Origin of the sequence: Ornithinibacillus caprae (genome assembly GCF_009728145.1) — a bacterium.
GTDB classification, from domain to species: Bacteria; Bacillota; Bacilli; order Bacillales; family Amphibacillaceae; genus Ornithinibacillus; species Ornithinibacillus caprae.
Window position 1 is genome coordinate 25447 of sequence record NZ_WOCA01000013.1, and the last position, 24507, is coordinate 49953.

The window sequence follows — 24507 nt, forward strand, 5'->3', positions numbered from 1 at the left end:
CATCAATAAGAAGGGGGACAACTAGGGTGGTAGGAAAGCATAATACTTTTCTATCTTTAATGGGGCAAACAACATAAAAAAATTTCGAAAAAATTTTTCTGAAAAGTGAAATCGTTATCATTATTCGTTATAATACACATGAGGGGGATGGCTGATGGATAATCTTTTGGTAATAAATGCAGTGGCCTTTGTTGCGATAACTGTATATGCATTATATTTATTTGCCAAAGTTGTAGCAACTAGAGTAGCTTATATTAAGCTTGGAAAAAAGTCCGAATTTGATAAGGATATAAAAGAACGGATTAATCGAATTATAACGATTGTATTTGGACAGTCGAAGCTTTTAAAGGATAAGAAATCTGGAACAATCCACGTCATGATGTTCTATGGCTTTATATTAGTTCAGTTTGGTGCCATTGATATGATTGTGAAAGGATTATCTCCAGGTAGCCACTTACCGTTTGGAATTTTCTACCCTGGATTTACATTCTTCCAGGAAATTGTTACGTTAACGATATTAGTAGCTGTAATTTGGGCATTCTACCGTCGTTATATTGAGAAATTAGTCCGCCTCAAGCGTGGATTTAAAGCAGGATTAGTACTGATCTTTATCGGCACATTGATGCTATCTGTGTTATTTGGAAATGGTATGGCATTAATCTGGCACGGAGAAGATTTCACATGGACAGAACCAGTTGCTAGTTTAATAGCTAGTGCATTTGCTTGGTTGCCAGAAACTGCAGCAATTACACTATTTTATATTGCATGGTGGGTACATACAATTACCTTACTAACGTTCCTAGTTTATGTACCGCAATCCAAACATGCCCACTTAATTGCAGCACCAATCAATGTTTTTTTTAGTAAACGTGTACCAGGAAAACTGAAAAAAATAGAATTTGAGATCGATGAAGAAGAAAATGAAGAAGAAATTTCATTTGGTGTCGGAAAAGTAGAAGACTTTGAGCAGATCCAAATGATAGATTTCTACGCATGTGTAGAATGTGGTCGTTGTACCGATGTTTGCCCAGCATCAGGAACAGGTAAGATGCTTTCACCAATGGATTTAATGGTAAAAATCCGTGACCACTTAACTGAAAAGGGTGCAGCTGTAACTGGTAAATCAGCATGGGTTCCAGCGTATGCCTTTTCAAATACGCAAGGGAATCTAGCAAGCTCCGGACAAAATGAAGCTGCAGCTACTGTGCAAAGTATGAGCCTAATTGGTGATGTCATCACAGAAGAAGAAATTAATGCATGTACAACGTGTCGTAATTGTGAAGATGCTTGTCCAGTTATGAACGAGCATGTTGATAAAATCATTGACCTTCGTCGTTATCTTGTAATGACGGAAGGGAAAATGGATTCCGACATTCAACGCGCAGTAATGAATATTGAACGTCAAGGTAACCCTTGGGGATTATCGAAAAAAGATCGTATCAAATGGCGCGAGTTGGATGAAACAGCATATATACCAACTGTTAAAGAGCTGAAAAAAGAAGGAAAAGATTTTGAATATCTATTCTGGGTAAGCTCTATGGGTTCATTCGATAGCCGTAGTCAAAAAATTGCTCTTGCATTTGCTAAATTAATGAACCAAGCAGGAATTAGCTTTGCAATCCTAGGAAATAAAGAAGCGAACTCAGGTGACACAGCGCGCCGTATCGGGAATGAATTTTTATTCCAAGAAATCGCTGAGAAGAATATTAAAGAATTTACGAAAAATGATGTGAAGAAAATCGTTACGATTGATCCACATGCCTATAATATATTCAAAAATGAATATCCTGATTTTGGCTTTGAAGCAGAGGTTTATCACCATACACAAATGCTGTACGATCTCGTAATGAATGGTAAACTGAAAGCTCAACGTGCAATTAATGAAAAATTAACCTATCATGATTCTTGTTATCTAGGAAGGTATAACGGAGTTTATGATCCACCGAGAGAGATTTTACGTTCTATTCCAGGACTAGAGCTCGTAGAAATGGATCGTAACCGTGAAAATGGCATGTGCTGTGGTGCCGGTGGTGGTCTGATGTGGACGGAGGAAACAACAGGTAACCGCATTAACGTTGCTCGTACAGAACAGGCACTTGCTGTTGAACCTACGATGATTTCAAGTGCATGTCCATATTGCTTAACCATGTTAAGTGATGGAACAAAAGCGAAAGAAGTAGAGGAAGACATTAGTACATTGGATGTTGCTGAAATTCTAGCATTATCCGTATTAGTGGAAGAGGAAGAAAAAACGGCTTAATGTTAACGAGGGGTTCTACAAAAGAAAGAACCCCTTTTATCTCGCATATAACGGGCAGTAAGACCCCCACTTCAAGACTTTGAAGTGAAGAAGGATAAGTGGGGGATCAACTGCTCGTAAATGTCCGATTGGTTCAACTAACATTCAGTGGGGGATGAAGAAAACCCCCGCTGAATGAAGTTTCACTTTATTAAACATATAGATTGAGCGAGCGTTCAATCGAAAAAAGAAAGCGTCATCATGACTTTGCATAAAAAATAGGAGAGGAGAATTTTTTTATGAGAAAAACAGTTATTATTTCTGGAGCAAGAACCCCTTTTGGCAAATTTGGCGGAGCATTAGCATCCTTTACGGCTTCCCAGCTAGGAGGAAAAGCTATTCGTGAAGCTCTTGAACGTGCTGGTTTAGAGAGCTCTGAGATTGACGAAGTAATTATGGGAACTGTTCTGCAAGGTGGTCAAGGTCAACTCCCTTCACGTCAAGCAGCTCGTGAAGCAGGAATTCCATGGGAAGTTAAAACAGAAACCATTAACAAAGTATGTGCGTCTGGTCTCCGAAGCGTCACTCTAGCAGACCAGCTGATTCGTCTTGGAGAAGAAGACGTAATTGTTGCTGGCGGGATGGAAAGCATGTCGAATGCACCATATATTTTACCAGATGCCCGTTGGGGAAATCGTATGGGCGATAAAAGTGTGAAAGACCTTATGATTCACGACGGCTTAACTTGTTCATTCACTGGTGTTCATATGGGTAACTATGGAAACTCAACAGCAGAAGAGTTTGGACTAACACGACAAGCACAAGATGAATGGTCCTATCGCAGTCATCAACGTGCAGTCGAAGCTATTGAGGCTGGCAAATTTACCGAAGAAATTGTACCAGTAGAAGTACCACAGCGTAAGGGGGATCCAGTAGTGGTGGATTCTGATGAAGCTCCACGTAAAGATACAAGTGTGGAACGCTTAGCGAAATTGCGTCCAGCCTTTGATCCAAATGGAACAATCACAGCAGGAAATGCACCTGGCGTAAACGATGGGGCATGCGCATTTGTTGTGATGTCAGATGAAAAAGCAGAAGCACTTGGTAAAACGCCAATGGCTACAGTGTTAGGGCATGCAGAAGTTGCTGTGGAAGCAAAAAACTTCCCGCAAACACCTGGTCTAGTTATTAATAAGTTACTAGAAAAAACAGGCTATACAAAAGAAGACATCGACCTCTATGAAATTAACGAGGCATTCGCAGCAGTTTCCCTTGCAAGTGGAAAAATTGCAGATATTGATCCAGAAAAAATTAATGTTAATGGTGGAGCAGTAGCGCTTGGACATCCAATCGGAGCAAGTGGTGCTCGCATTATTTTAACCCTAATCCATGAATTAAAACGCCGTGGCGGTGGACTAGGAATTGCTGCTATCTGTAGTGGTGGAGGTCAAGGAGACGCAATTTTAATTGAAGTCCCTAAATAAGGATGTGGATATGGCGTTGAGGTGAGGATTTTGTGGAAGGTGAATGGGTTGAAGGTCGATAACGCTCGAAACAAAGATTGATAATCTAACATCTCAAGCGCATCGACACCAACTAACTACAATACGAGGAGGCTACCTAATGTCAATTAAAAAAGTAATGGTAATAGGCGCTGGCCAAATGGGGTCAGGAATTGCGCAAGTTTGTGCGCAGGCAGGATTTGATGTTCTATTAAATGATATGAATGAAGTAGCGATTGATAAAGGTTTAGCAAACATAGAAAAACTTTTGACCCGTGCAGTGGATAAAGAACGAATCACAGCAGAAGAAAAGGAAAATACATTAAATAATTTAACAAAATCCACTCAGTTACAAGATGCCAAATCTTGTGATCTAGTAATTGAAGCGGTAATAGAGAACATGGATGTAAAAACAAAGGTATTCCAACAGTTAGATGAGATTACACCTAAGCATGCCATCCTAGCATCCAATACATCTTCCCTACCAATAACGGAAATTGCCGCGGTTACAAAACGCCCGGACCAAGTTATTGGTATGCACTTTATGAACCCTGTTCCGGTTATGAAACTAGTGGAAATTATTCGCGGATTACAGACTAGTGATGAAACCTATCAAGCTATTGAAAATATGACAAACGAATTACGTAAAACTCCAGTAGAAGTGAATGATTTTCCAGGGTTTGTTTCCAACCGAATTCTTATGCCAATGATAAATGAAGCAATCTACACCGTATATGAAGGTGTTGCCACACCAGAGGATGTTGATACCGTAATGAAACTCGGCATGAACCACCCGATGGGACCATTAACATTAGCTGATTTTATCGGACTAGACACATGTCTATATATTATGGAAGTACTATACGAAGGATTTGGTGACAGCAAATATCGCCCATGCCCATTACTACGTAAATACGTAAAAGCAGGCTGGCTAGGTAAGAAATCAGGTCGAGGTTTTTACGAATATAACTAAGTCTCGTGAATAAAACCTTGAGCAACAGGTGCAGAAAGTTGATCGACAAGCACAAAAACTTGATCCATAAAGCAGAAACTTGATCGACAAGCGCCAAAACTTGAGCGACACACACCAGCAACAAGCACACTAACCAAAAACAAGCGCACCAACCCAAGCAACAAACGCACCAACCAAAACCTACATACCAACAAGAAAGGGGGTTCTCCTATGAACCTACATTTCTCAGAGGAACAAGAGATGATGCGTAAAATGGTTCGCGATTTTGCTCAAAATGAGGTTGCGAAGGAAATTCCGCGGATGGAAGCGGAGGACCGTTTTCCAACAGAAATCATTAAAAAAATGGGTGAGCTGGGACTAATGGGAATTCCGATCTCAGAAGAGTATGGTGGAGCGGGTATGGATTACTCCTCCTACATTATTGCGATCCATGAGCTAGCCAAAGTAAGCGCAACATTAGGTGTTATTTTATCTGTGCATACATCTGTTGGTACCAATCCAATTTTGTATTTTGGAACAGAAGAACAAAAGAAGCATTATCTACCGAAGCTAGCAACTGGTGAATATTTAGGGGCGTTTGCTTTAACAGAGTCTAATGCTGGTTCTGATGCAAAAAGTATGAAAACAACAGCGAAAAAAGATGGGGATCATTATATTTTAAATGGCTCCAAAATCTTCATTACAAATGGTGGCTATGCGGATACGTATGTTACGTTTGCTCGTACAGGTAAGAACCCGAATGATATTAGTGCTTTCATCATTGAAAAAGATACACCAGGATTTGTCATTGGTAAGAAAGAAAAGAAAATGGGCCTTCATGGTTCCAGTACGGTTCAAATAAACTTTGATCAGTGTAAAGTACCGAAAGAGCAGCTCCTCGGCAAGGAAGGCGATGGTTTTAGAATTGCCATGGCTAACCTTAATGTTGGGCGCATTGGTATTGCGGCACAGTCATTAGGGATAGCTGAAGCGGCACTAGAAGCTGCAGCCTCCTATGCGAAGGAACGGGAGCAGTTTGGTAAGCCAATTGCACATAATCAAGGAATTTCTTTTAAGCTTGCAGATATGGCAACAGAAGTTGAGGCTGCCAAACTATTAGTCTATCAATCTGCATCAATGGTTCAACGAAACATCCCATGTGGCAAGGAAGCTTCGATGGCGAAAATGTATGCTTCGAGAACGGCCATGAGGACAGCTATTGAGGCTGTTCAAGTATATGGCGGTTATGGGTATACCGAGGATTATCCAGTTGAGCGATATTTCCGTGATGCTAAGATAACAGAAATCTATGAGGGAACAAATGAAATTCAACATATTGTAATAGCCAAACACTTACTTAGGGACTAAAAGGAGGAGCTAATAATGAATTTTCAATTAACAGAAGAACAAGAAATGCTACGTAAAATGGTTCGCGATTTTGCAACGAAGGAAGTAGAACCAACAGCCTCAGAGCGTGATGAAGAGGAGCGATTTGATCGTGCGATTTTTGATAAAATGGCGGAACTTGGTTTAACAGGTATTCCATGGCCAGAGGAATATGGTGGGATTGGATCTGATTATGTCAGCTATGTCATTGCAGTAGAGGAGCTATCGCGCGTTTGTGCTTCGACAGGGGTTACTTTATCCGCACATTTATCCTTAGCGAGCTGGCCTATCTATAAATACGGAAATGAAGAACAGAAGAAGAACTTCCTTTATCGTTTGGCAACAGGAGAAGCATTAGGTGCATATGCATTATCTGAACCTGGTGCAGGTAGTGATGTTGCTTCGATGAGAACAACTGCTAAGTTAGATGGTGACCATTACGTATTAAATGGGAACAAGGTTTGGATCACTAACGGCGGTGTCGCTGATATCTACGTTGTTTTTGCAAAAACCGACATGGCTGCGAAACATAAAGGGATCAGTGCATTTATTGTAGAAAAAGGTACAGAAGGATTTACGTTTGGCAAAAAAGAGAAAAAATTGGGGATTCGTTCATCGCCAACAACCGAGTTGATTTTCGAAAATTGTCGAGTGCCGAAAGAGAACTTACTAGGTGCTGAAGGAGAAGGCTTTAAAATTGCCATGACGACACTTGACGGTGGTCGTAACGGGATCGCTGCCCAAGCACTAGGGATTGCACAAGGGGCACTAGATGCTGCCACAGGGTATGCAAAAGAGCGTGAGCAGTTTGGTAAGCCAATTGCACATAATCAAGGGATCTCTTTTAAGTTAGCTGATATGGCAACCGAAGTAGAAGCTGCTCGTCTATTAACCTACCAAGCAGCTTGGCTTGAGTCAGAGGGGCTCCCATATGGGAAAGCTTCTGCCATGTCGAAGCTTTTTGCTGGGGATGCTGCGATGCGTATCACAGTAGAGGCGGTTCAAGTATTTGGTGGTTATGGCTATACGAAAGATTACCCGGTAGAACGCTATATGCGTGATGCGAAAATTACTCAAATATATGAAGGAACTCAAGAAGTACAACGACTTGTGATTGGAAGAATGGTAACCAAATAGAAAGGAAGTTTATAAGCAATGCACCCACTAGTTGAACGGATCAAGAAAAAGGACATACGGGCTTTAGCGAAAGCAATTACATTGGTAGAAAATGATCATGAGGAAAAACTCGAACTGCTCAGCGATATTTTTGCAATGAAAAAGCAGGCGATTTATGTCGGGTTAACAGGTTCACCTGGTGCTGGAAAGAGCTCACTAGTCAATCGGTTAATATCTCATGTACGTGCAGAAGGAAAAAGCGTTGCTGTGATTGCGGTTGATCCAACCAGTCCGTTCAGTGGTGGGGCATTACTAGGTGATCGTGTTCGAATGAATGAACACTTTACCGATGATGGAGTGTATATCCGAAGTATGGCTACGCGGGGTAGTCTCGGTGGGCTGGCGAGAACGACAAAGGATGCGGTAAGAATTTGTGATGCCTATGGCTTTGATGTCGTTATTGTTGAAACAGTTGGTGTAGGTCAGTCAGAGCTCGATATTATGAAAATCGTAGACACAACAGCCGTCGTGCTTACACCAAATAGTGGGGATGTACTGCAGATATTTAAAGCAGGCATTATGGAAATTGCCGATTTGTTTGTGATCAATAAAGCGGATTTACATGGTGTTGGAAAACTGAAAGCACTGTTACGAGAGCTTGTCATGATGACCATGACAGAGCATCATGAGACAGCAATTGTGAAAACCATTTCTACAGAAAATAAGGGGATTGATGAGCTATGGGAGAAAATCCAAGCACATCAACAATTTTTATATCATACGGAAGCAGGAAAGGTTCGCCGTACACAGCAGCAGCAACTAGAAGTGTATGAATTAATTCGCGAAGAAATTTGGCGGGATGTGAAGCAATTCATTGAAGCACGTAATGACCTACCAGTTATCGACCCAAATGATGATCCGTACATGCTCGCTAAAACATGTTTTGAAAAGTGGAAACGAGAAGGGGGGACCAAACATGGCGGATAATGAAGTCCTTTCTTCCGTAAAAGATCGGGAGTTAGTGGAAAAACGACGCAGTCAAATGATTAAAGGGGCAATCACCCTGTTTAAAGAAAAAGGATTTCACCGAACAACAACGAGAGAAATCGCCAAAGAATCTGGTTTCAGTATCGGCACACTGTATGAATATATTCGAACGAAAGAAGATGTATTGTTTTTAGTATGTGATTCGATTTATGAACAGGTACGTGAACGATTAGAGGCAACAATTGATTTGGAGAAACCGTCCGTGGATACTTTAGTGACGATTCTTCGTTCCTATTTTGTACTGATGGATGAGATGCAAGAAGAAATCCTCATCATGTATCAGGAGGTAAAATCACTGAAAAAGGACACAAAGGAATATGTATTACAAAAGGAACGTGACATGGTAGGGATGTTAGAACGAGCGATTGTAACCTGTTTACCTAACAAAATTTCCAAAAAAGACGCCGAACTTTTAGCTAACAATACGATTGTCCAAGGGCAGATGTGGGGCTTTAGAAGATGGATGCTCCAAAAACAATTTACGCTTGAAGAATATATTGATTTGCAGATTCGTTATCTTCTGCAAGCATTATCTATTGAGGAATAAAGAAAGCGCTATAAGAAGGGGGCTTTACTAATGCAACAAGTAGAAGTTTACACACCGAAACATCATGTTCGATTTGTAACGGCATCAAGTCTTTTTGATGGTCATGATGCTTCTATAAATATTATGCGAAGAATATTACAAGCTAGCGGGTCAGAGGTGATCCACTTAGGCCATAACCGCTCAGTAGAGGAAGTTGTTCATGCTGCTATTCAGGAGGATGTGCAAGGGATCGCTATTTCCTCTTACCAGGGTGGGCATGTCGAATATTTTAAGTACATGATTGATCTGTTAAAAGAACTAGGAGCAGATCACATTAGGGTGTACGGTGGTGGTGGTGGAGTTATCATCCCACGTGAAATCAAAGAATTACATGCCTATGGGGTATCTCGAATCTTTTCACCAGATGACGGCCGTGAGTTTGGGCTACAAGGGATGATTAACCAAATGCTTGAGGAATGTGATTTCATCCCACCATTACAGGTAACAAGGGATATGGATAAACTGAAAGAAGGAGATCGCCAAACAATTGGGCGCTTTATCACGTACATGGAAAATGATGAAGTGGATGAGGCAGAAAAGAAATCCGTATTAGATACGCTTCAAGAGAAAGGCAATACGAACATACCTGTATTAGGGATAACTGGGACTGGTGGAGCTGGGAAAAGTTCATTGACAGATGAATTGATTCGTCGCTTTATCCATGAAATTCCTGACAAAAAAATTGCCATTATCTCTATTGATCCAACGAAGCGGAAAACGGGTGGAGCTTTACTTGGAGACCGAATTCGCATGAATGCAATATTTACTGATCGAGTTTATATGCGTTCGTTAGCAACAAGGGATTCACGAAGTGAGCTATCCAAAGCCATTCAAGATGTTATTACCGTGGTTCGTGCTTCGGGCTTTGATTTTATTATTGTAGAAACAAGTGGAATTGGCCAAGGCGATGCAGCCATTACGGATGTTACCGATTTGTCAATGTATGTCATGACTGCAGAATTTGGTGCCCCAACACAGCTAGAAAAAATTGATATGATCGATTATGCTGACTTTATTGTCATTAATAAATTTGAACAAAAGGGCTCGGAGGATGCATTAAATCAAGTTCGAAAGCAATATGAGCGTAGCCACATGCTATTCCATCAGGATAAGGAAAAGTTCCCGGTATTTGGAACGATTGCAAGCCAATTTAATGATGCAGGTACGAATGCCTTATTCGCATCACTAGTTGACATACTTAATGAAAAATACAATTGGAATGAAAATGTAGATTTCGATCGCAATACAATTTCGCAAAAGCAAAATTTAATCATAACCAATGAACGTCGTCACTATTTACGTGAAATTGCAACTCATGTATGTAACTATCATAAAGAAGCGAAAAAGCAAAGTGGAATTGCTAGGAAGCTCTACCAGCTCCATGGAGCAAAAGAAGCGTTAGAAGATCATGATGTTGTACGTATTATAGATGAAAAAATAGGATCCTATGAAGAAGAGCTTGATCCAAAAGCTAAAAAGTTACTAGATTCATGGGATAAAACCAAAGAAGCATACGCACAGGAAACGATGACATTTTCGGTGCGTGATAAAGAGATTGAAATGGATATTGTAACGGAATCATTAGCAGGGTTAAAAATACCAAAAGTTGCATTTCCGAAATATACCGATTGGGGCGAGCGACTACTGTGGTTATTAAAAGAGAACGTCCCAGGTGCTTTTCCATTCACAGCTGGCGTATTCCCATTCAAACGAAAAGGCGAGGATCCAACTCGACAATTTGCTGGAGAGGGTACACCTGAGCGTACCAATCGTAGGTTCCACTACTTATCTAAAAATGAGGACGCCAAACGTTTATCGACAGCCTTTGACTCGGTGACACTTTATGGCGAAGACCCAGCATACCGACCTGACATCTACGGGAAAATTGGCGAAAGTGGTGTCAACATTTGTACGTTGGAGGATATGAAAAAGCTATATGATGGTTTTGATCTAACCGATCCGAAAACATCTGTATCGATGACAATTAATGGTCCAGCACCAATTATATTAGCGATGTTTTTCAATACTGCCATTGATCAGCAATTAACGAAGTTTAAGGAAACGGAAGGTCGCGAACCAAGCCCAGAAGAATATGAAAAAATAAAAGCTGATACATTAGGGGTTGTTCGTGGTACAGTTCAAGCTGATATTTTAAAAGAAGACCAAGGACAAAATACGTGTATCTTCTCCACAGAGTTTGCTCTACGGATGATGGGTGATATTCAGCAGTACTTTATCGATCAAAATGTACGAAATTACTATTCTGTTTCTATTTCTGGTTATCATATTGCAGAAGCGGGAGCAAACCCAATTACACAGTTAGCTTTCACTCTAGCTAATGGATTTACGTATGTGGAGTATTATTTAAGTCGAGGGATGGACATTAATAAATTTGCACCAAACCTGTCCTTCTTCTTCTCAAATGGTCTGGATCCTGAATATACCGTTATCGGTCGCGTTGCACGACGCATTTGGGCGATTACGATGCGTGATAAATATGGAGCGAATGAACGGAGTCAAAAACTGAAGTATCATATTCAGACATCTGGTCGCTCCTTACACGCTCAGGAGATCGACTTCAATGATATTCGAACAACACTACAGGCGTTAATTGCGATTCAGGATAATACCAACTCCTTGCATACGAATGCATATGATGAAGCGATCACAACACCAACAGAGGAATCCGTTCGTCGGGCTATGGCGATTCAAATGATTATTAATCGCGAGTTTGGATTAACCAAGAACGAAAATTCTCTGCAGGGATCGTTTATCATAGATGAGCTAACAGACCTTGTAGAAGAGGCTGTTTTACAAGAATTCGAGCGGATCAATGATCGTGGTGGTGTGTTAGGAGCGATGGAACGTCAATATCAGCGTGGAAAAATCCAGGAAGAGTCCTTGTATTACGAAGGGAAAAAGCATTCTGGAGAACTTCCGATCATCGGGGTGAACACGTATTTGAATCCAAATCCACCATCAGAAGAAGAGATTGACTCAATGGAGCTTGCTCGAGCAACAAAAGAAGAAAAAGAGCATCAAATTAGTGAGCTTCATAAATTCCAGCATAAAAATAAAGAACAAATTGATGAAGCGCTTCATCGTTTGAAGCGTGTCGCAGCATCCGGTGGTAATATTTTTGAAGAGCTAATGGAGACCGTAAAAGTTGCCAGCCTTGGACAAATAACCAATGCACTCTATGAGGTTGGCGGCCAATATCGTAGAAATATGTAGTATGTCATAAAAATTGAGAGGGCAACCTAGCTCTCTCAATTTTTCATGGTAGAAAAAGTACATATGTAGGCTGTGTCTTGAAAGGTTGATAAGTAATAAATGTTAGGGAGTAATTGATGTAGAATGCGCAGTAACTTACAGCTCATAACACCACTACGGAAATACACTACGCTTTCACAGTGTCTACTTTGCCGTGGGCGGCTAGTGAGCATCCTCGTACTGGCACACTGTGAGGTCTCACCGATTCCCGCAGGACAAAGGTTTTCTTTGGGTCGAGTAATCGCAGGCCAAAGGAGGCTACGACAGCCTTACATCGCACTACACCAAAAGCACGACAACCACGAGAAACAGCCAAAATATTAGAGCACACCAGTATCAAAGATATTAAAAGTTACATAAATCTATTTTTTTTAGTAGCATAATCCGTTATGATTTGTTTATAATGTATGATATGGTTTATACTGCGTTTTATAAAGGATCATTTAACTGTCTTATATTTACTTAAACAGCATTACGAACAATACTTAAATAAAAGATTACTACTTAGGCGAAAAGCCATAAAAACATTAGAAAAGGGAGTGCGGTAACGTGAGCTTAGATAACTTTAGCCGCGAGGAATTAAAAGCAATGTCAATGATTGAATTGGCACATCTCGTATTATTAGAAGAAAAAAAAGCAATGAACTTCAGAGATATTTTTGAAAAGGTAGCAGAAATGAAAGAATTTTCTGAGAAGCAAATGGAAGAAAACATTGATCAATTTTACACAGACTTAAATATTGATGGCCGCTTTATGACACCAGGCTCAAACATGTGGGGATTAAAGCGTTGGTACCCTGTTGATCAGATTGATGAAGAAATTAATTTAGCACCGAAGAAGAAAAAGAAGAAAGCGAAGAAAAAGGCAGAAGTATTTGAAGAAGAAGAACTGGATATCGAGGAAGAAGACCTTGATATTGTTGATGGTGATGTTGAAGATATAGTTGATGGTTTTGATGATGAAGACGAAGAATTTGACGATCTAGATGATGATGACGATTTTGATGAGTTTGATGAGGAAGAAGATGAAGACTTCGACGAGGTAGATGATGAGGAATTAGACGATGATTCAAAAGAGGAAGAGAAGTAAATACAGGTTAAAAAAGCACGCTTGACTTTTTTACACCTTATGAGTACAATTCTTATTGGGCTCTTTAAATTTAGTTAACAAAGCGTTTCCCTATCTGGGGAGGCGCTTTTCTTGTTTTAAAAGGAAAATAGAAAAAACACGATTCTTGTAACGTTTATTGTACACAATAACGGGTATACAAAGCAGGATGAACTTATTTTTTACTTATACTAATTAATTAACTATAAATAGAAAGAGGGATGCATGGTGACTAAGTATATTTTTGTCACAGGTGGTGTTGTATCATCACTAGGAAAAGGAATTACCGCTGCTTCATTAGGCCGCCTATTAAAAAACCGAGGATTGAAGGTAACAATTCAAAAATTCGATCCATACATCAATGTTGATCCAGGTACAATGAGTCCCTACCAACATGGTGAAGTATTTGTAACAGATGATGGTGCAGAAACAGATCTTGATTTAGGACATTATGAACGTTTTATTGATATTAACCTAAATAAATACAGTAATATTACGACTGGTAAAGTGTATTCCAGTGTGATTAAAAAAGAGCGTCGTGGTGACTATCTAGGTGGCACTGTCCAAGTTATCCCCCATATTACGAATGAAATAAAGGATCAAGTATTTCGTGCTGGAGAAGCAACTGGTGCGGATGTTGTAATTACAGAAATCGGTGGTACGGTTGGAGACATTGAGTCACTACCATTCCTTGAGGCGATTCGCCAAATAAAAAGTGATATTGGGAAAGAGCATGTAATGTATATTCACTGTACATTAGTTCCATATATTAGAGCTGCAGGAGAATTAAAAACAAAACCAACTCAGCATAGTGTAAAAGAGCTGCGCTCATTAGGGATTCAACCGGATGCAATTGTACTTAGAACAGAACAAGCGATTAGTAAAGATATGAAAGAAAAAATTGCACTGTTTTGTGATATTAATGAACGAGCTGTTATTGAAATGCGTGATGCAGAAATTCTTTATGAAGTACCGATTGCATTACAAGAGCAGCATCTTGATCAGCTAACATGTGATCATTTTGGTTTGGATTGTCAGGAAGCAGACATGAGTGAATGGAAGGAATTAGTTGAAAAAGTTCGTGGACTTTCTAAAACGGTTGATATCGGGTTAGTAGGAAAATATGTAGAGCTTCCGGATGCGTATATTTCTGTCGTTGAATCATTAAAACACGCTGGCTACACATTTGATTCGGATATACGAGTTCATTGGATTAATTCAGAAAAACTAGATAAAGAATCCATTCAGGAAGAGCTTTCTCATGTTGATGGAATTTTAGTTCCCGGAGGATTTGGAGACCGTGGTATTGATGGAAAGCTAGAAGCAATCCGATATGCACGTGAAAACAGAATTCCTTTCCTAGGAATTTGCTTAGGAATGCAATTAGCTACTGTTGAATATGCACGTAATGTTTTAGGACTTGAAGGTGCTCATTCAGCAGAAATTGATCCAAATACACCACACCCAATTATCGATCTTTTACCAGAACAGAAGGATATTGAAGACTTAGGTGGTACATTAAGACTTGGGATTTACCCATGTAAACTAAAAGATGGTACCAAGACTAAAGAAGCTTATAATGGTGCTGAAATTGTCGAAGAACGTCATCGTCATCGTTATGAATTTAATAATGATTATCGAGAACAAATGGAAGCAAACGGATTTATTTTCTCTGGAACGAGTCCAGATGGAAGATTAGTTGAGACCATTGAATTGGAAGATCATCCTTGGTTTGTAGCAAGTCAATTCCATCCAGAATTTAAATCTCGTCCGACACGTGCACAGAACCTATTTTTAGGATTTGTTGGTGCCGCAGTACAAAATAACCATAAATAATGCAAAAATTTACTTTCCCAAGTAGTAACAAAGTCACGAATCGTGTCAGAAATGATACGATTCGTGATTTTTTTTGCTATATTAAAGCAAAGAGGTTTAAAGTTGCCAAAAAAAGGGAATTAGCGTTTGGTGTGGCGTTTCAGGTAAAAGAATACATCCGGTGATCTTGCTTCTAACGAATGATTTCTCAAAAATGTTCGTTAAAAAGAAGGACTATCTTACTATATGTCGAATTACATAAGATAAAGGGGGATGGAGTAAGAAAATGAATAAAGTAGTACTAGTTGTAGATGATGAACATGGAATAAGATTGTTATTAGAAGATGTTTTAACAAATGAAGGTTATCACGTAATAACAGCAAAAACTGGTAAGGAAGCTTTAGATAAGCTACAAAAACACTCCATAAGCTTAATGATATTGGATTATAAATTACCAATTGTGGATGGGATTGAAATACTGAAACAATTAGCACAAGCTCAAACTCAAATTCCTACAATTGTTATGAGCGGTATGATAGAAAAAATTGAAGATGAAACGAAGGATATAGCAAATGTAAAAGCAATACTTTCAAAGCCTTTTAACATATTAGATATAACGGAAAAAGTAAAAAATATATTGGCATAATCGAACAAATTTTTTAAAAAGTTTGCCTGTATGAAGAAACGCCCTCATTTCTTGCTACTTGTGGCCGGACTTGGTATTCTTAAGAAGAAGTAAATATATAGCAAAGATGATATTTTCATCGATGAAGGAGGATACCTAAATGCCATTAGTTTCAATGAAAGAGATGATGGAAAAAGGGAAAGAGAACGGCTATGCAATCGGACAGTTTAATTTAAACAATTTGGAATATGCACAAGCTATTCTTCAAGCAGCTGAAGAAGAGAAATCACCGGTAATCCTAGGAGTTTCTGAAGGTGCAGGAAAATATATGGGTGGCTTTAAGGTTGTAGTTGCAATGGTTAAAGCATTGATGGAAGAATACGGTACAACTGTACCAGTTGCAATCCATTTAGACCATGGTTCAAGCTTTGAAAAATGTGCACAAGCGATTCATGCAGGATTCACTTCTGTTATGATCGATGGCTCTCATCATCCAATTGAACAAAATATTGAGATGACTAAAAAAGTTGTTGAACTAGCTCATATCCATGGTGTATCTGTTGAAGCAGAAGTAGGTACTGTAGGTGGAGAAGAAGACGGTGTAATTGGTGGAATCCAATACGCAGATCTTGAAGAGTGTAAACAACTTGTTGAACAAACTGGAGTTGACTGCTTAGCGCCAGCACTTGGTTCTGTTCATGGACCTTATCAAGGTGAGCCAAACTTAGGCTTTAAAGAGATGGAAGAAATCCTAAACGTTGTTAACGTACCATTAGTACTTCACGGTGGAACAGGAATTCCACTAAAAGATATTCAGAAAGCAGTTTCACTAGGTACTGCAAAAATCAACGTAAATACAGAAAATCAAATTGCTCAAGCTAAAGCGGTTCGTAAAGCTTTAGATGAAAAGCCAGAGCTATATGATCCACGTAAATACTTAGGACCTGGTACAGAAGCGATTAAACAAACAGTAATCGGAAAAATGCGTGAATTTGGCTCTTCGAATCAAGCATAACTAATCCAAAATAGGGTGGGATGGTTTAATGAAGTTTTTCGTAGACACTGCAAATATTGACGATATCCGTTCAGCGAACGAGCTTGGGATTTTAGCTGGTGTAACAACCAATCCAAGTCTTGTTGCAAAAGAAGGTGTATCGTTTCACGATCGTCTTAGAGAGATTACAGCAGAGGTTTCAGGTTCAGTGAGTGCTGAAGTAATCGCAGAAGATGCAGAAGGTATGATTGCCGAAGGGAAAGAACTAGCAGCAATTGCACCTAACATCACGGTAAAGGTTCCGATGACCCTTGAAGGCTTAAAAGCAGTAAAAGCTTTTAGCGACTTAAACATTAAGACAAATGTAACCTTAATATTTAATGCGAACCAAGCACTGCTTGCAGCCCGTGCAGGAGCTACATATGTATCGCCATTTCTAGGACGATTGGATGATATCGGTCATGATGGAATGAACCTAATCGCAACGATATCTGAAATCTTCGATCGTCATGATATTAAAACAGAGATTATTGCAGCATCGATCAGACATCCATTACATGTCATAGACGCAGCACTGAATGGAGCACATATTGCAACAGTTCCATATAATGTACTAGGACAGCTTGTAAAACACCCATTAACAGATCAAGGAATTGAAAAATTCCTCGCTGACTGGAACAAACAAAACGGTTAGCATGAAAAGAAGCTTAACAGTCAAAGATAATAGTATAAGGCGGAAGTGCCCGGTGAGCGACGTATGGACTGCGCCTGTGCAACACAGGTGGTTCGATGTTGCCACGCAAAGTGGCGGTTTTAATCGAACATTCCCCGTATGAGATTAGATGAACATTACTTCCGCAGTCGGAAGTAATAGTGAATCTTATGCTGGAAGCGAAAAGGAAACACGGTGAGCGGATGTTTAAGGATGTTCGACTAATGTCGAACTGTTATCGTACGTAGGTGAAGGAAGTCATGTACCTGCGCAAGCTCGGTACAAAGGACAATGAAGTATCTCACTTGAAGTACCTTCACTAGTCGCTGGGCACTGTAGCTAGAATGTATAAGGCGGAAGCCATAATTTTAAATAGGCTGAATGGTTTGATTACTGTTCAGCCTAATTAACAAAGGAACAAAATTTATATCCTCAAAAAGTGGGGTTTTGAAATGCAGAAAATGATAGTAGAAGGCGGTAAATTATTAAATGGGAAGGTACGTATTAGCGGTGCAAAAAACAGTGCCGTAGCATTACTTCCTGCTGCCATTTTAGCTGATTCACAAGTAACAATCGAAGGATTACCAACGATCTCAGATGTCGATACACTGGGTGGCCTATTAGAAGAAATAGGTGGAAAAGTATCCTGGGGACCTGGACAAACCGTCCATATTGATCCAGAAAATATGATCTCTATGCCACTTCCTAATGGCAAGGTAAAAAAACTTCGTGCATCTTACTATTTCATGGGTGCCATGCTTGGGAAGTTCAACAAAGCTGTCATAGGCTTGCCTGGTGGATGTTTTTTAGGGCCACGACCGATTGATCAGCATATTAAGGGCTTTGAGGCATTAGGAGCAGAAGTTACCAATGAACAAGGTGCAATATATCTCCGTGCAAAAGAGCTAAGGGGAGCACGAATTTATCTTGACGTAGTTAGTGTTGGTGCAACCATCAATATTATGCTAGCTGCTGTTAAGGCTAAAGGAAAAACCATCATTGAAAATGCCGCAAAAGAACCAGAAATAATTGACGTAGCAACATTGTTAACGAATATGGGAGCAAATATCAAAGGTGTAGGAACAGATGTTATTCGTATTGAAGGAGTACCATCCCTACATGGTTGTAAACATACAATCATACCGGACCGAATTGAGGCAGGGACGTATGCGATTGCAGCAGCAGCGGCTGGTAATGAAGTAATTATTGACAATGTCATACCACAACATTTAGAATCACTGCTTGCAAAATTGAGAGAGATGGGTGTCACCATAGAAGACAGCGATGAACAGCTACTGATAGCACCACGAAACCCACTAAAAAGTGTGGATATCAAAACATTAGTATATCCAGGCTTTCCGACAGATCTCCAACAACCGTTTACTACTTTACTCACCAAAGCATCGAATACAGGGATCGTTACAGATACCATCTACTCCGCTCGTCTAAAACATATTGACGAACTGAGACGTATGAATGCTATAATTAAAGTTGAAGGTGGTTCGGTAATTGTTTCAGGGCCAACGCAATTAGAAGGAGCACGAGTAAAAGCAAGTGACCTACGAGCAGGTGCAGCCTTAGTAATTGCAGGATTAATGGCAAATGGCATAACTGAAATCACTGGACTCGACCATATTGACCGAGGTTATGAAAATATGACAGAGAAATTAAATAATCTTGGTGCGAAAGTATGGCGAGAAGATATGAATGAAGAAGAAATAAATCAATTTCAAAATTCATAATTGAAGTTTCTTCTGATTCCTTCGCTTTTTAAAATAATCTTTTTGGGATGAGGTTATTTTTAACAAAGGGGAGAGGAATCATGGAAAGAAGTTTAACGATGGAAATTGTTCGTGTAACAGAGGCGGCTGCTTTATCCTCCGCACGCTGGATGGGTAGAGGAAAAAAGGAAGAAGCAGATGATGCTGCAACCTCAGCGATGCGCGATGTTTTTGATACCATTCCGATGCAAGGAAAGGTCGTAATCGGTGAAGGTGAGATGGATGAAGCGCCGATGCTCTATATTGGAGAAGAACTTGGAACTGGTTCTGGACCCTTAGTTGATGTAGCCGTTGATCCATTAGAAGGAACAAATATTGTAGCTAATGGAACCTGGAATGCATTAGCGGTAATTGCCATTGCAGATCAAGGGAAATTACTACATGCACCTGATATGTATATGAAAAAAATTGCCGTTGGTCCAGAAGCGGTAGGTAAGATAGACATCAATGCACCGACAATTGACAATTTACGTGCAGTTGCGAAAGCAAAAAATAAAAACATAGAAGATGTTGTAGCAGTAGTCTTAAATCGTCCACGTCATCAACAATTAATCGATGAAATTCGTGAGTCTGGTGCAAGAATTAAATTAATTCCAGATGGTGATGTGGCGGCTGCTATTAATACAGCATTTGATGATACGGGTGTAGATATATTGCTTGGAATCGGTGGTGCACCAGAAGGAGTATTAGGTGCAGTTGCTTTAAAATGTTTAGGCGGAGAAATGCAAGGTCAGCTAGTACCTTCCAATGAAGAGGAAAGAATCCGTTGTAAAAAAATGGGCATAACCGATATCGATCAAGTATTTTACATGAATGATTTTTGTGGTGGAGATGATGCTATCTTCGCTGCGACAGGTGTAACAGATGGTGAATTACTAAAAGGTGTACAATTTAAAGGCACAAAGGCCACAACTCAAACCGTTGTCATGCGTGCCAAGAGTGGGACGGTTCGCTTCATTGATGGTGAACATAGTCTAAGAAAAAAACCAAACCTAGTAATGGAACCATAAAAGATAAGGGGAGCATATTACATGCCCCCTTAATAAATTTTTCATTAAATAGGAATGTACAAAAAGGTATTGAATATTACTATTAAAACAGTTAATATTGTATATGTTTAATATAACAATTGATTGGTTAATACTTTAATACATAGAAAAAGTGTGAGGAAACAACAAACTTGATCTAAAACTTCTATTCTATCTTCCGAAAATCTTCATTTCTTCAATGACAATACTACCAATAAAGAAGTGAAAATCTCATCGATTTTGATCAGAATTACCTTTCGGGCAAGAGAACGTAATCTGTTTTCAATTAATTTTAATAATTTAACCAATTAAATAATGATAAAAACTCTACCAAAATAGTAAATATGTAAAAAAGAATAGGCGTGGTGATTATGGCTGAATTAACAATATCGAAACTTGAAACATTAACATTAAAAGAAATCTATGCGTTAGCCCGTGAATATAAAGTTTCGTATTATGCGAAGTTAACAAAAAAAGAATTAATTTTTGCTATTTTAAAAGCACAAGCAGAAAAAGACGGCTTTTTATTTATGGATGGTATTTTAGAAATCATTCCATCGGAAGGTTTTGGTTTTTTAAGACCGATCAATTATTCTCCGAGTGCAGAGGATATTTATATTTCTGCTTCACAAATTCGTAGATTTGATTTACGTAATGGTGATAAAGTTTCTGGTAAAGTAAGACCTCCTAAAGAGAATGAGCGTTATTACGGATTACTACATGTAGATGCCGTTAATGGTGATGATCCAGAAACCTCTAAAGAACGTGTTCATTTTCCTGCCTTAACAGCATTATACCCAGATCGACTTATGAAGTTGGAGACGCAACAGAATAACCTTTCGACACGAATCATGGATTTAATGACTCCTGTAGGATTTGGTCAACGTGGCTTAATTGTAGCCCCACCTAAAGCTGGTAAAACAATGCTTTTAAAGCAAATCGCAAATAGTATTTCAGTAAACCATCCTGATGCGAAGCTAATTATTCTATTAGTTGACGAACGTCCTGAGGAAGTTACCGATATTGAACGTTCGGTGCATCCAGATGTTGATGTTGTAAGTTCTACATTTGATGAAGTGCCTGAAAGCCATATCAAAGTGTCCGAATTAGTATTGGAACGTGCGATGCGTTTAGTTGAGCATAAGCGCGATGTAATCGTTCTGATGGATAGTATTACACGATTGGCGCGTGCGTATAACCTTGTTATTCCACCAAGTGGTCGAACATTATCAGGTGGTATTGATCCAGCGGCATTCCACCGTCCGAAGCGATTCTTTGGTGCTGCAAGAAACATTGAAGAAGGTGGTAGCTTTACCATCCTTGCAACAGCACTTGTGGAAACAGGTTCACGAATGGATGACGTGATTTATGAGGAATTTAAAGGTACAGGAAATATGGAGCTGCACTTAGACCGTAATCTAGCACAGCGCCGAATTTTCCCTGCCATTGATATCCTACGCTCAAGCACACGAAAAGAAGAATTGCTTGTAGATAAAGCTCATTTAGATAAAATGTGGATGATCCGCAAAACGATGCAAGATTCACATGATTTCCTAGAGCGCTTCTTAAGAAAATTAAAAGCATCAAGCTCAAACGAAGAATTCCTTCAAAAAATGGATGATGAAATGAAGCGAAAAGGAATAAGTAAATAATTTCAGGACGAAAATAATTGTATCCTATTGCAAACGGGAGCCGACACTGTTATAATTTTTAAAGTGAGTTTAGAAAAGGTGTAATTATTGTACACCTATGACGGCTCTTACAATAAACTCTGTTTCCAAAGGATTCAGGGCAAAAAGGAGTGGAAAGTAATGAAAAAGGACATTCATCCAGAATACAAAAAAGTTGTATTTCTTGATACAAGCTCTGATTACAAATTCTTGAGCGGTTCAACATTGAACTCTGATGAAACAATCGAATGGGAAGATGGTAATACTTACCCATTGATCCGTGTTGAGATTAGTTCTGAATCTCATCCATTCTACACTGGTAAGCAAAAAGCTGATAAAGTTGGCGGACGTGTAGACCGATTCAAGAAGAAATATAATATGCAATAAATGGCTAAGACGACTATTTTTAGGAGTCGAAGCTAGATTAATATGCAGTTTATTAAACGGAAAAACAGGCAAATTGTCTATACTTTGCCTGTTTTTTTACTTTTAACAGCTAGGAAATTATATTTTCCTAGCTATCCTGCATTAGTGTAACGAAGGCATTCACCATAAGGTTTGGAGGATGCCAAGTTTTCTAAAATTACGAAATAAAACATGCAAAAAGCGCATTTTTATATATCAAAATTAGTGGTAAACTTAATTTATACATAAGTAGAAGGGAGATCCCAGTTTATGTACGTAATGAAACAAAGCGGTTGGGTTGAGGTTATCTGTGGCAGTATGTTTTCTGGTAAATCAGAAGAGTTGATTCGCAGAGTTCGACGCGCAACCTATGGAAATTTAACAGTACGTGTATTTAAACCAGCTATCGATAATCGTTATGATGAAGAAGCGGTTGTTTCACATAATGGAACATCCACCATGGCTCGTCCGGTAAAAAGTTCTGATGAAATACTTGATCACATCACAGGCAACATGGACATCGATATCGTTGGCATCGATGAAGTTCAATTCTTCGATGAAAACATTGTAGAGGTAGCCGACGAACTAGCAAATCAAGGAATTCGAGTAATTGTTGCTGGCCTAGATACCGATTTTCGTGGTGAACCATTTGGCCCAATGCCAAAGCTAATGGCACTATCTGAATCAGTAACCAAGCTAAACGCAATCTGCCCTGTATGCGGATCTCCCGCAAGTCGCACACAACGCCTGATTAATGGACAACCTGCAAGCTACGATGACCCAATCATCCAAGTTGGCGCATCCGAATCCTACGAACCGAGATGCCGCCATCACCACGAAGTACCAAACAAACCAGTCAACCAAATTGTTAAAAGTCTAATAAATGCTACGAAGTAATTTGGGAAAAGCACCTGCTGAGGGTGCTTTTTTTGTTGGTGGTGTTAAGGGGCGGATGAGGTGTTTTTGGTGAAATGCTGAATTAATTGGTCAATGTACTGAATTATGACTGAAAAATACCGAATAAATTAAATAAGTACTGAATTATGCAATGTAAATGCTGAATAAATGAATAAAAAGCTGAATAAAATATTTACCCTCCAAAAAAAGAGGATAAGTACACAACACTGTTGAATCTATTAAGATAGCAATAATAAATACAATAAAGAAAGGGTCTGGTAAGCCAATGGCAATGAAAGAAAGAGACATACCCTGGGCTTTATTCAAGCTTGAGGCTCTAGAAAAGCGTTTAATTCCTTCACATGATGCGAAAGAATTGCTAGAAATTGATTTTAGAAAAAAGCGGAGACAAATCAGAGGGGAGAAACGAGTAGAGTTTCCATTAAGCTTTTTGGATGAGGACAAGTTTGAAGTCCTCCATAACGTTAGGGTAGAAGATGAACAAGGATTTTTTCAAATTGATACACTCGTTTTAAGTAGAAAATTTGGTTTAATTTTAGAAATTAAAAACTGGTATGGAATGATCATTTTTGGTGAAAATGGACAAGTAACTCGAATTGGTGATGATAAAAAAGAAGAAGGTTTTCCAAATCCTATTCCTCAAGCCAAACTTCAGCAATATCGCCTTCAGAAATGGCTTCGTAAACAAGGATATCCTACACTTCCCATTGCGTATCTAATAGTAATCAGCTTCCCAAGTACCGTGATAAGACCACACCCCCCTGCAACGATTCCACAAGAAGTTATTCATAACAGTCAATTAACTTTTTCAATCCGCGAATTAGAAAATACCTACACTAATCAATATTTATCCAAAAAACAACTAATAAAGCTATTACGCACTATTATGGATGCTCACACTCCCGAACCAATTCTTACGCTCAGAAAGTATAACGTTCATTTGAATGAGCTGGTGAGAGGGGTTTTTTGTCCAAGCTGTAAACGAACTATTATGCAATGGAGGCGACAAAAATGGTTTTGTAGCGGTTGTTATCACATATCTACTGATGCCCATCTATCTGCATTGAATGAGTACAAACTGTTAATTAATGATTACATTACGAATAAAGAGGCAATAGAATTTTTACGAATTGATTCACCAAACGTGGTAAAAAATATCTTACAGAAACTCCAACTTCAATCTACTGGAAACACGAAATCTAGAAAATACGAATTAGAATTTTATCATACTCATCTGAGTAAATACTGAATTAATCGGAGAAATGTTGAATTATCGCTAGAAATGCTGAATTATCCGCAACAAATGCTGAATTAATCCACCGATCTGCCGAATAAATGAATAAAATGCTGA

At 39.1% G+C, this 24507-nt stretch carries 19 protein-coding genes; all 19 read left to right on the forward strand.

The window, feature by feature from the left end; translation table 11 throughout:
- Positions 1-154: 154 nt before the first annotated feature.
- Positions 155-2260: a (Fe-S)-binding protein gene (locus GMD78_RS14805; protein WP_155669641.1), complete on the forward strand. Its 2106-nt coding sequence runs from the start codon at positions 155-157 to the stop codon at positions 2258-2260.
- Between the two features lie 278 nt (positions 2261-2538).
- Entirely contained in the window at positions 2539-3723 is a 1185-nt protein-coding gene (locus GMD78_RS14810; RefSeq protein ID WP_155669644.1) for an acetyl-CoA C-acetyltransferase, read from the forward strand.
- 139 nt (positions 3724-3862) lie between these two features.
- Positions 3863-4714: a 3-hydroxybutyryl-CoA dehydrogenase gene (locus GMD78_RS14815; protein ID WP_155669646.1), complete on the forward strand. Its 852-nt coding sequence runs from the start codon at positions 3863-3865 to the stop codon at positions 4712-4714.
- Between the two features lie 210 nt (positions 4715-4924).
- Entirely contained in the window at positions 4925-6061 is a 1137-nt protein-coding gene (locus GMD78_RS14820) for an acyl-CoA dehydrogenase (protein WP_155669648.1), read from the forward strand.
- Between the two features lie 15 nt (positions 6062-6076).
- The gene (locus tag GMD78_RS14825) at positions 6077-7216 is read left to right on the forward strand and encodes an acyl-CoA dehydrogenase (protein ID WP_155669650.1); all 1140 of its coding nucleotides are present in this window, start codon (positions 6077-6079) and stop codon (positions 7214-7216) included.
- Between the two features lie 18 nt (positions 7217-7234).
- Positions 7235-8182 (forward strand): methylmalonyl Co-A mutase-associated GTPase MeaB, encoded by a 948-nt coding sequence (gene meaB / locus GMD78_RS14830; protein WP_155669652.1) that lies wholly within the window; start codon positions 7235-7237, stop codon positions 8180-8182.
- Positions 8172-8789, forward strand: a complete 618-nt coding sequence (locus tag GMD78_RS14835) for a TetR/AcrR family transcriptional regulator (protein WP_155669654.1) — start codon at positions 8172-8174, stop codon at positions 8787-8789. Before meaB ends, GMD78_RS14835 begins: the two co-directional genes overlap by 11 nt.
- 30 nt (positions 8790-8819) lie before the next feature.
- Positions 8820-12062, forward strand: coding sequence for a fused isobutyryl-CoA mutase/GTPase IcmF (gene icmF, locus GMD78_RS14840; RefSeq protein ID WP_155669656.1), 3243 nt, complete (start codon positions 8820-8822; stop codon positions 12060-12062).
- A 588-nt stretch (positions 12063-12650) separates the two neighbouring features.
- Positions 12651-13190 (forward strand): DNA-directed RNA polymerase subunit delta, encoded by a 540-nt coding sequence (gene rpoE, locus GMD78_RS14845; RefSeq protein WP_343042347.1) that lies wholly within the window; start codon positions 12651-12653, stop codon positions 13188-13190.
- Between the two features lie 246 nt (positions 13191-13436).
- Complete coding sequence (gene pyrG, locus GMD78_RS14850; protein WP_343042349.1) at positions 13437-15044, forward strand: CTP synthase; 1608 nt, start codon at positions 13437-13439, stop codon at positions 15042-15044.
- A gap of 265 nt (positions 15045-15309) precedes the next feature.
- Positions 15310-15669: a response regulator gene (locus GMD78_RS14855; protein ID WP_155669660.1), complete on the forward strand. Its 360-nt coding sequence runs from the start codon at positions 15310-15312 to the stop codon at positions 15667-15669.
- Between the two features lie 139 nt (positions 15670-15808).
- Positions 15809-16663: a class II fructose-1,6-bisphosphate aldolase gene (fba, locus tag GMD78_RS14860; RefSeq protein ID WP_155669662.1), complete on the forward strand. Its 855-nt coding sequence runs from the start codon at positions 15809-15811 to the stop codon at positions 16661-16663.
- A gap of 28 nt (positions 16664-16691) precedes the next feature.
- A complete protein-coding gene (gene fsa, locus GMD78_RS14865; RefSeq protein WP_155669664.1) occupies positions 16692-17336 on the forward strand; it encodes a fructose-6-phosphate aldolase in 645 nt (214 codons plus the stop codon).
- A 470-nt stretch (positions 17337-17806) separates the two neighbouring features.
- Positions 17807-19096, forward strand: a complete 1290-nt coding sequence (locus GMD78_RS14870; RefSeq protein WP_155669666.1) for a UDP-N-acetylglucosamine 1-carboxyvinyltransferase — start codon at positions 17807-17809, stop codon at positions 19094-19096.
- Positions 19097-19176: 80 nt separating this feature from the next.
- Entirely contained in the window at positions 19177-20145 is a 969-nt protein-coding gene (gene glpX, locus GMD78_RS14875; RefSeq protein WP_155669668.1) for a class II fructose-bisphosphatase, read from the forward strand.
- 389 nt (positions 20146-20534) lie between these two features.
- The gene (gene rho, locus GMD78_RS14880) at positions 20535-21815 is read left to right on the forward strand and encodes a transcription termination factor Rho (RefSeq protein ID WP_155669670.1); all 1281 of its coding nucleotides are present in this window, start codon (positions 20535-20537) and stop codon (positions 21813-21815) included.
- 159 nt (positions 21816-21974) lie between these two features.
- The gene (locus GMD78_RS14885; RefSeq protein WP_155669672.1) at positions 21975-22220 is read left to right on the forward strand and encodes a type B 50S ribosomal protein L31; all 246 of its coding nucleotides are present in this window, start codon (positions 21975-21977) and stop codon (positions 22218-22220) included.
- 288 nt (positions 22221-22508) lie between these two features.
- Positions 22509-23135, forward strand: coding sequence for a thymidine kinase (locus GMD78_RS14890; RefSeq protein WP_155669675.1), 627 nt, complete (start codon positions 22509-22511; stop codon positions 23133-23135).
- Between the two features lie 286 nt (positions 23136-23421).
- Positions 23422-24405: a nuclease-related domain-containing protein gene (locus tag GMD78_RS14895; RefSeq protein WP_155669677.1), complete on the forward strand. Its 984-nt coding sequence runs from the start codon at positions 23422-23424 to the stop codon at positions 24403-24405.
- Positions 24406-24507 lie beyond the last annotated feature (102 nt).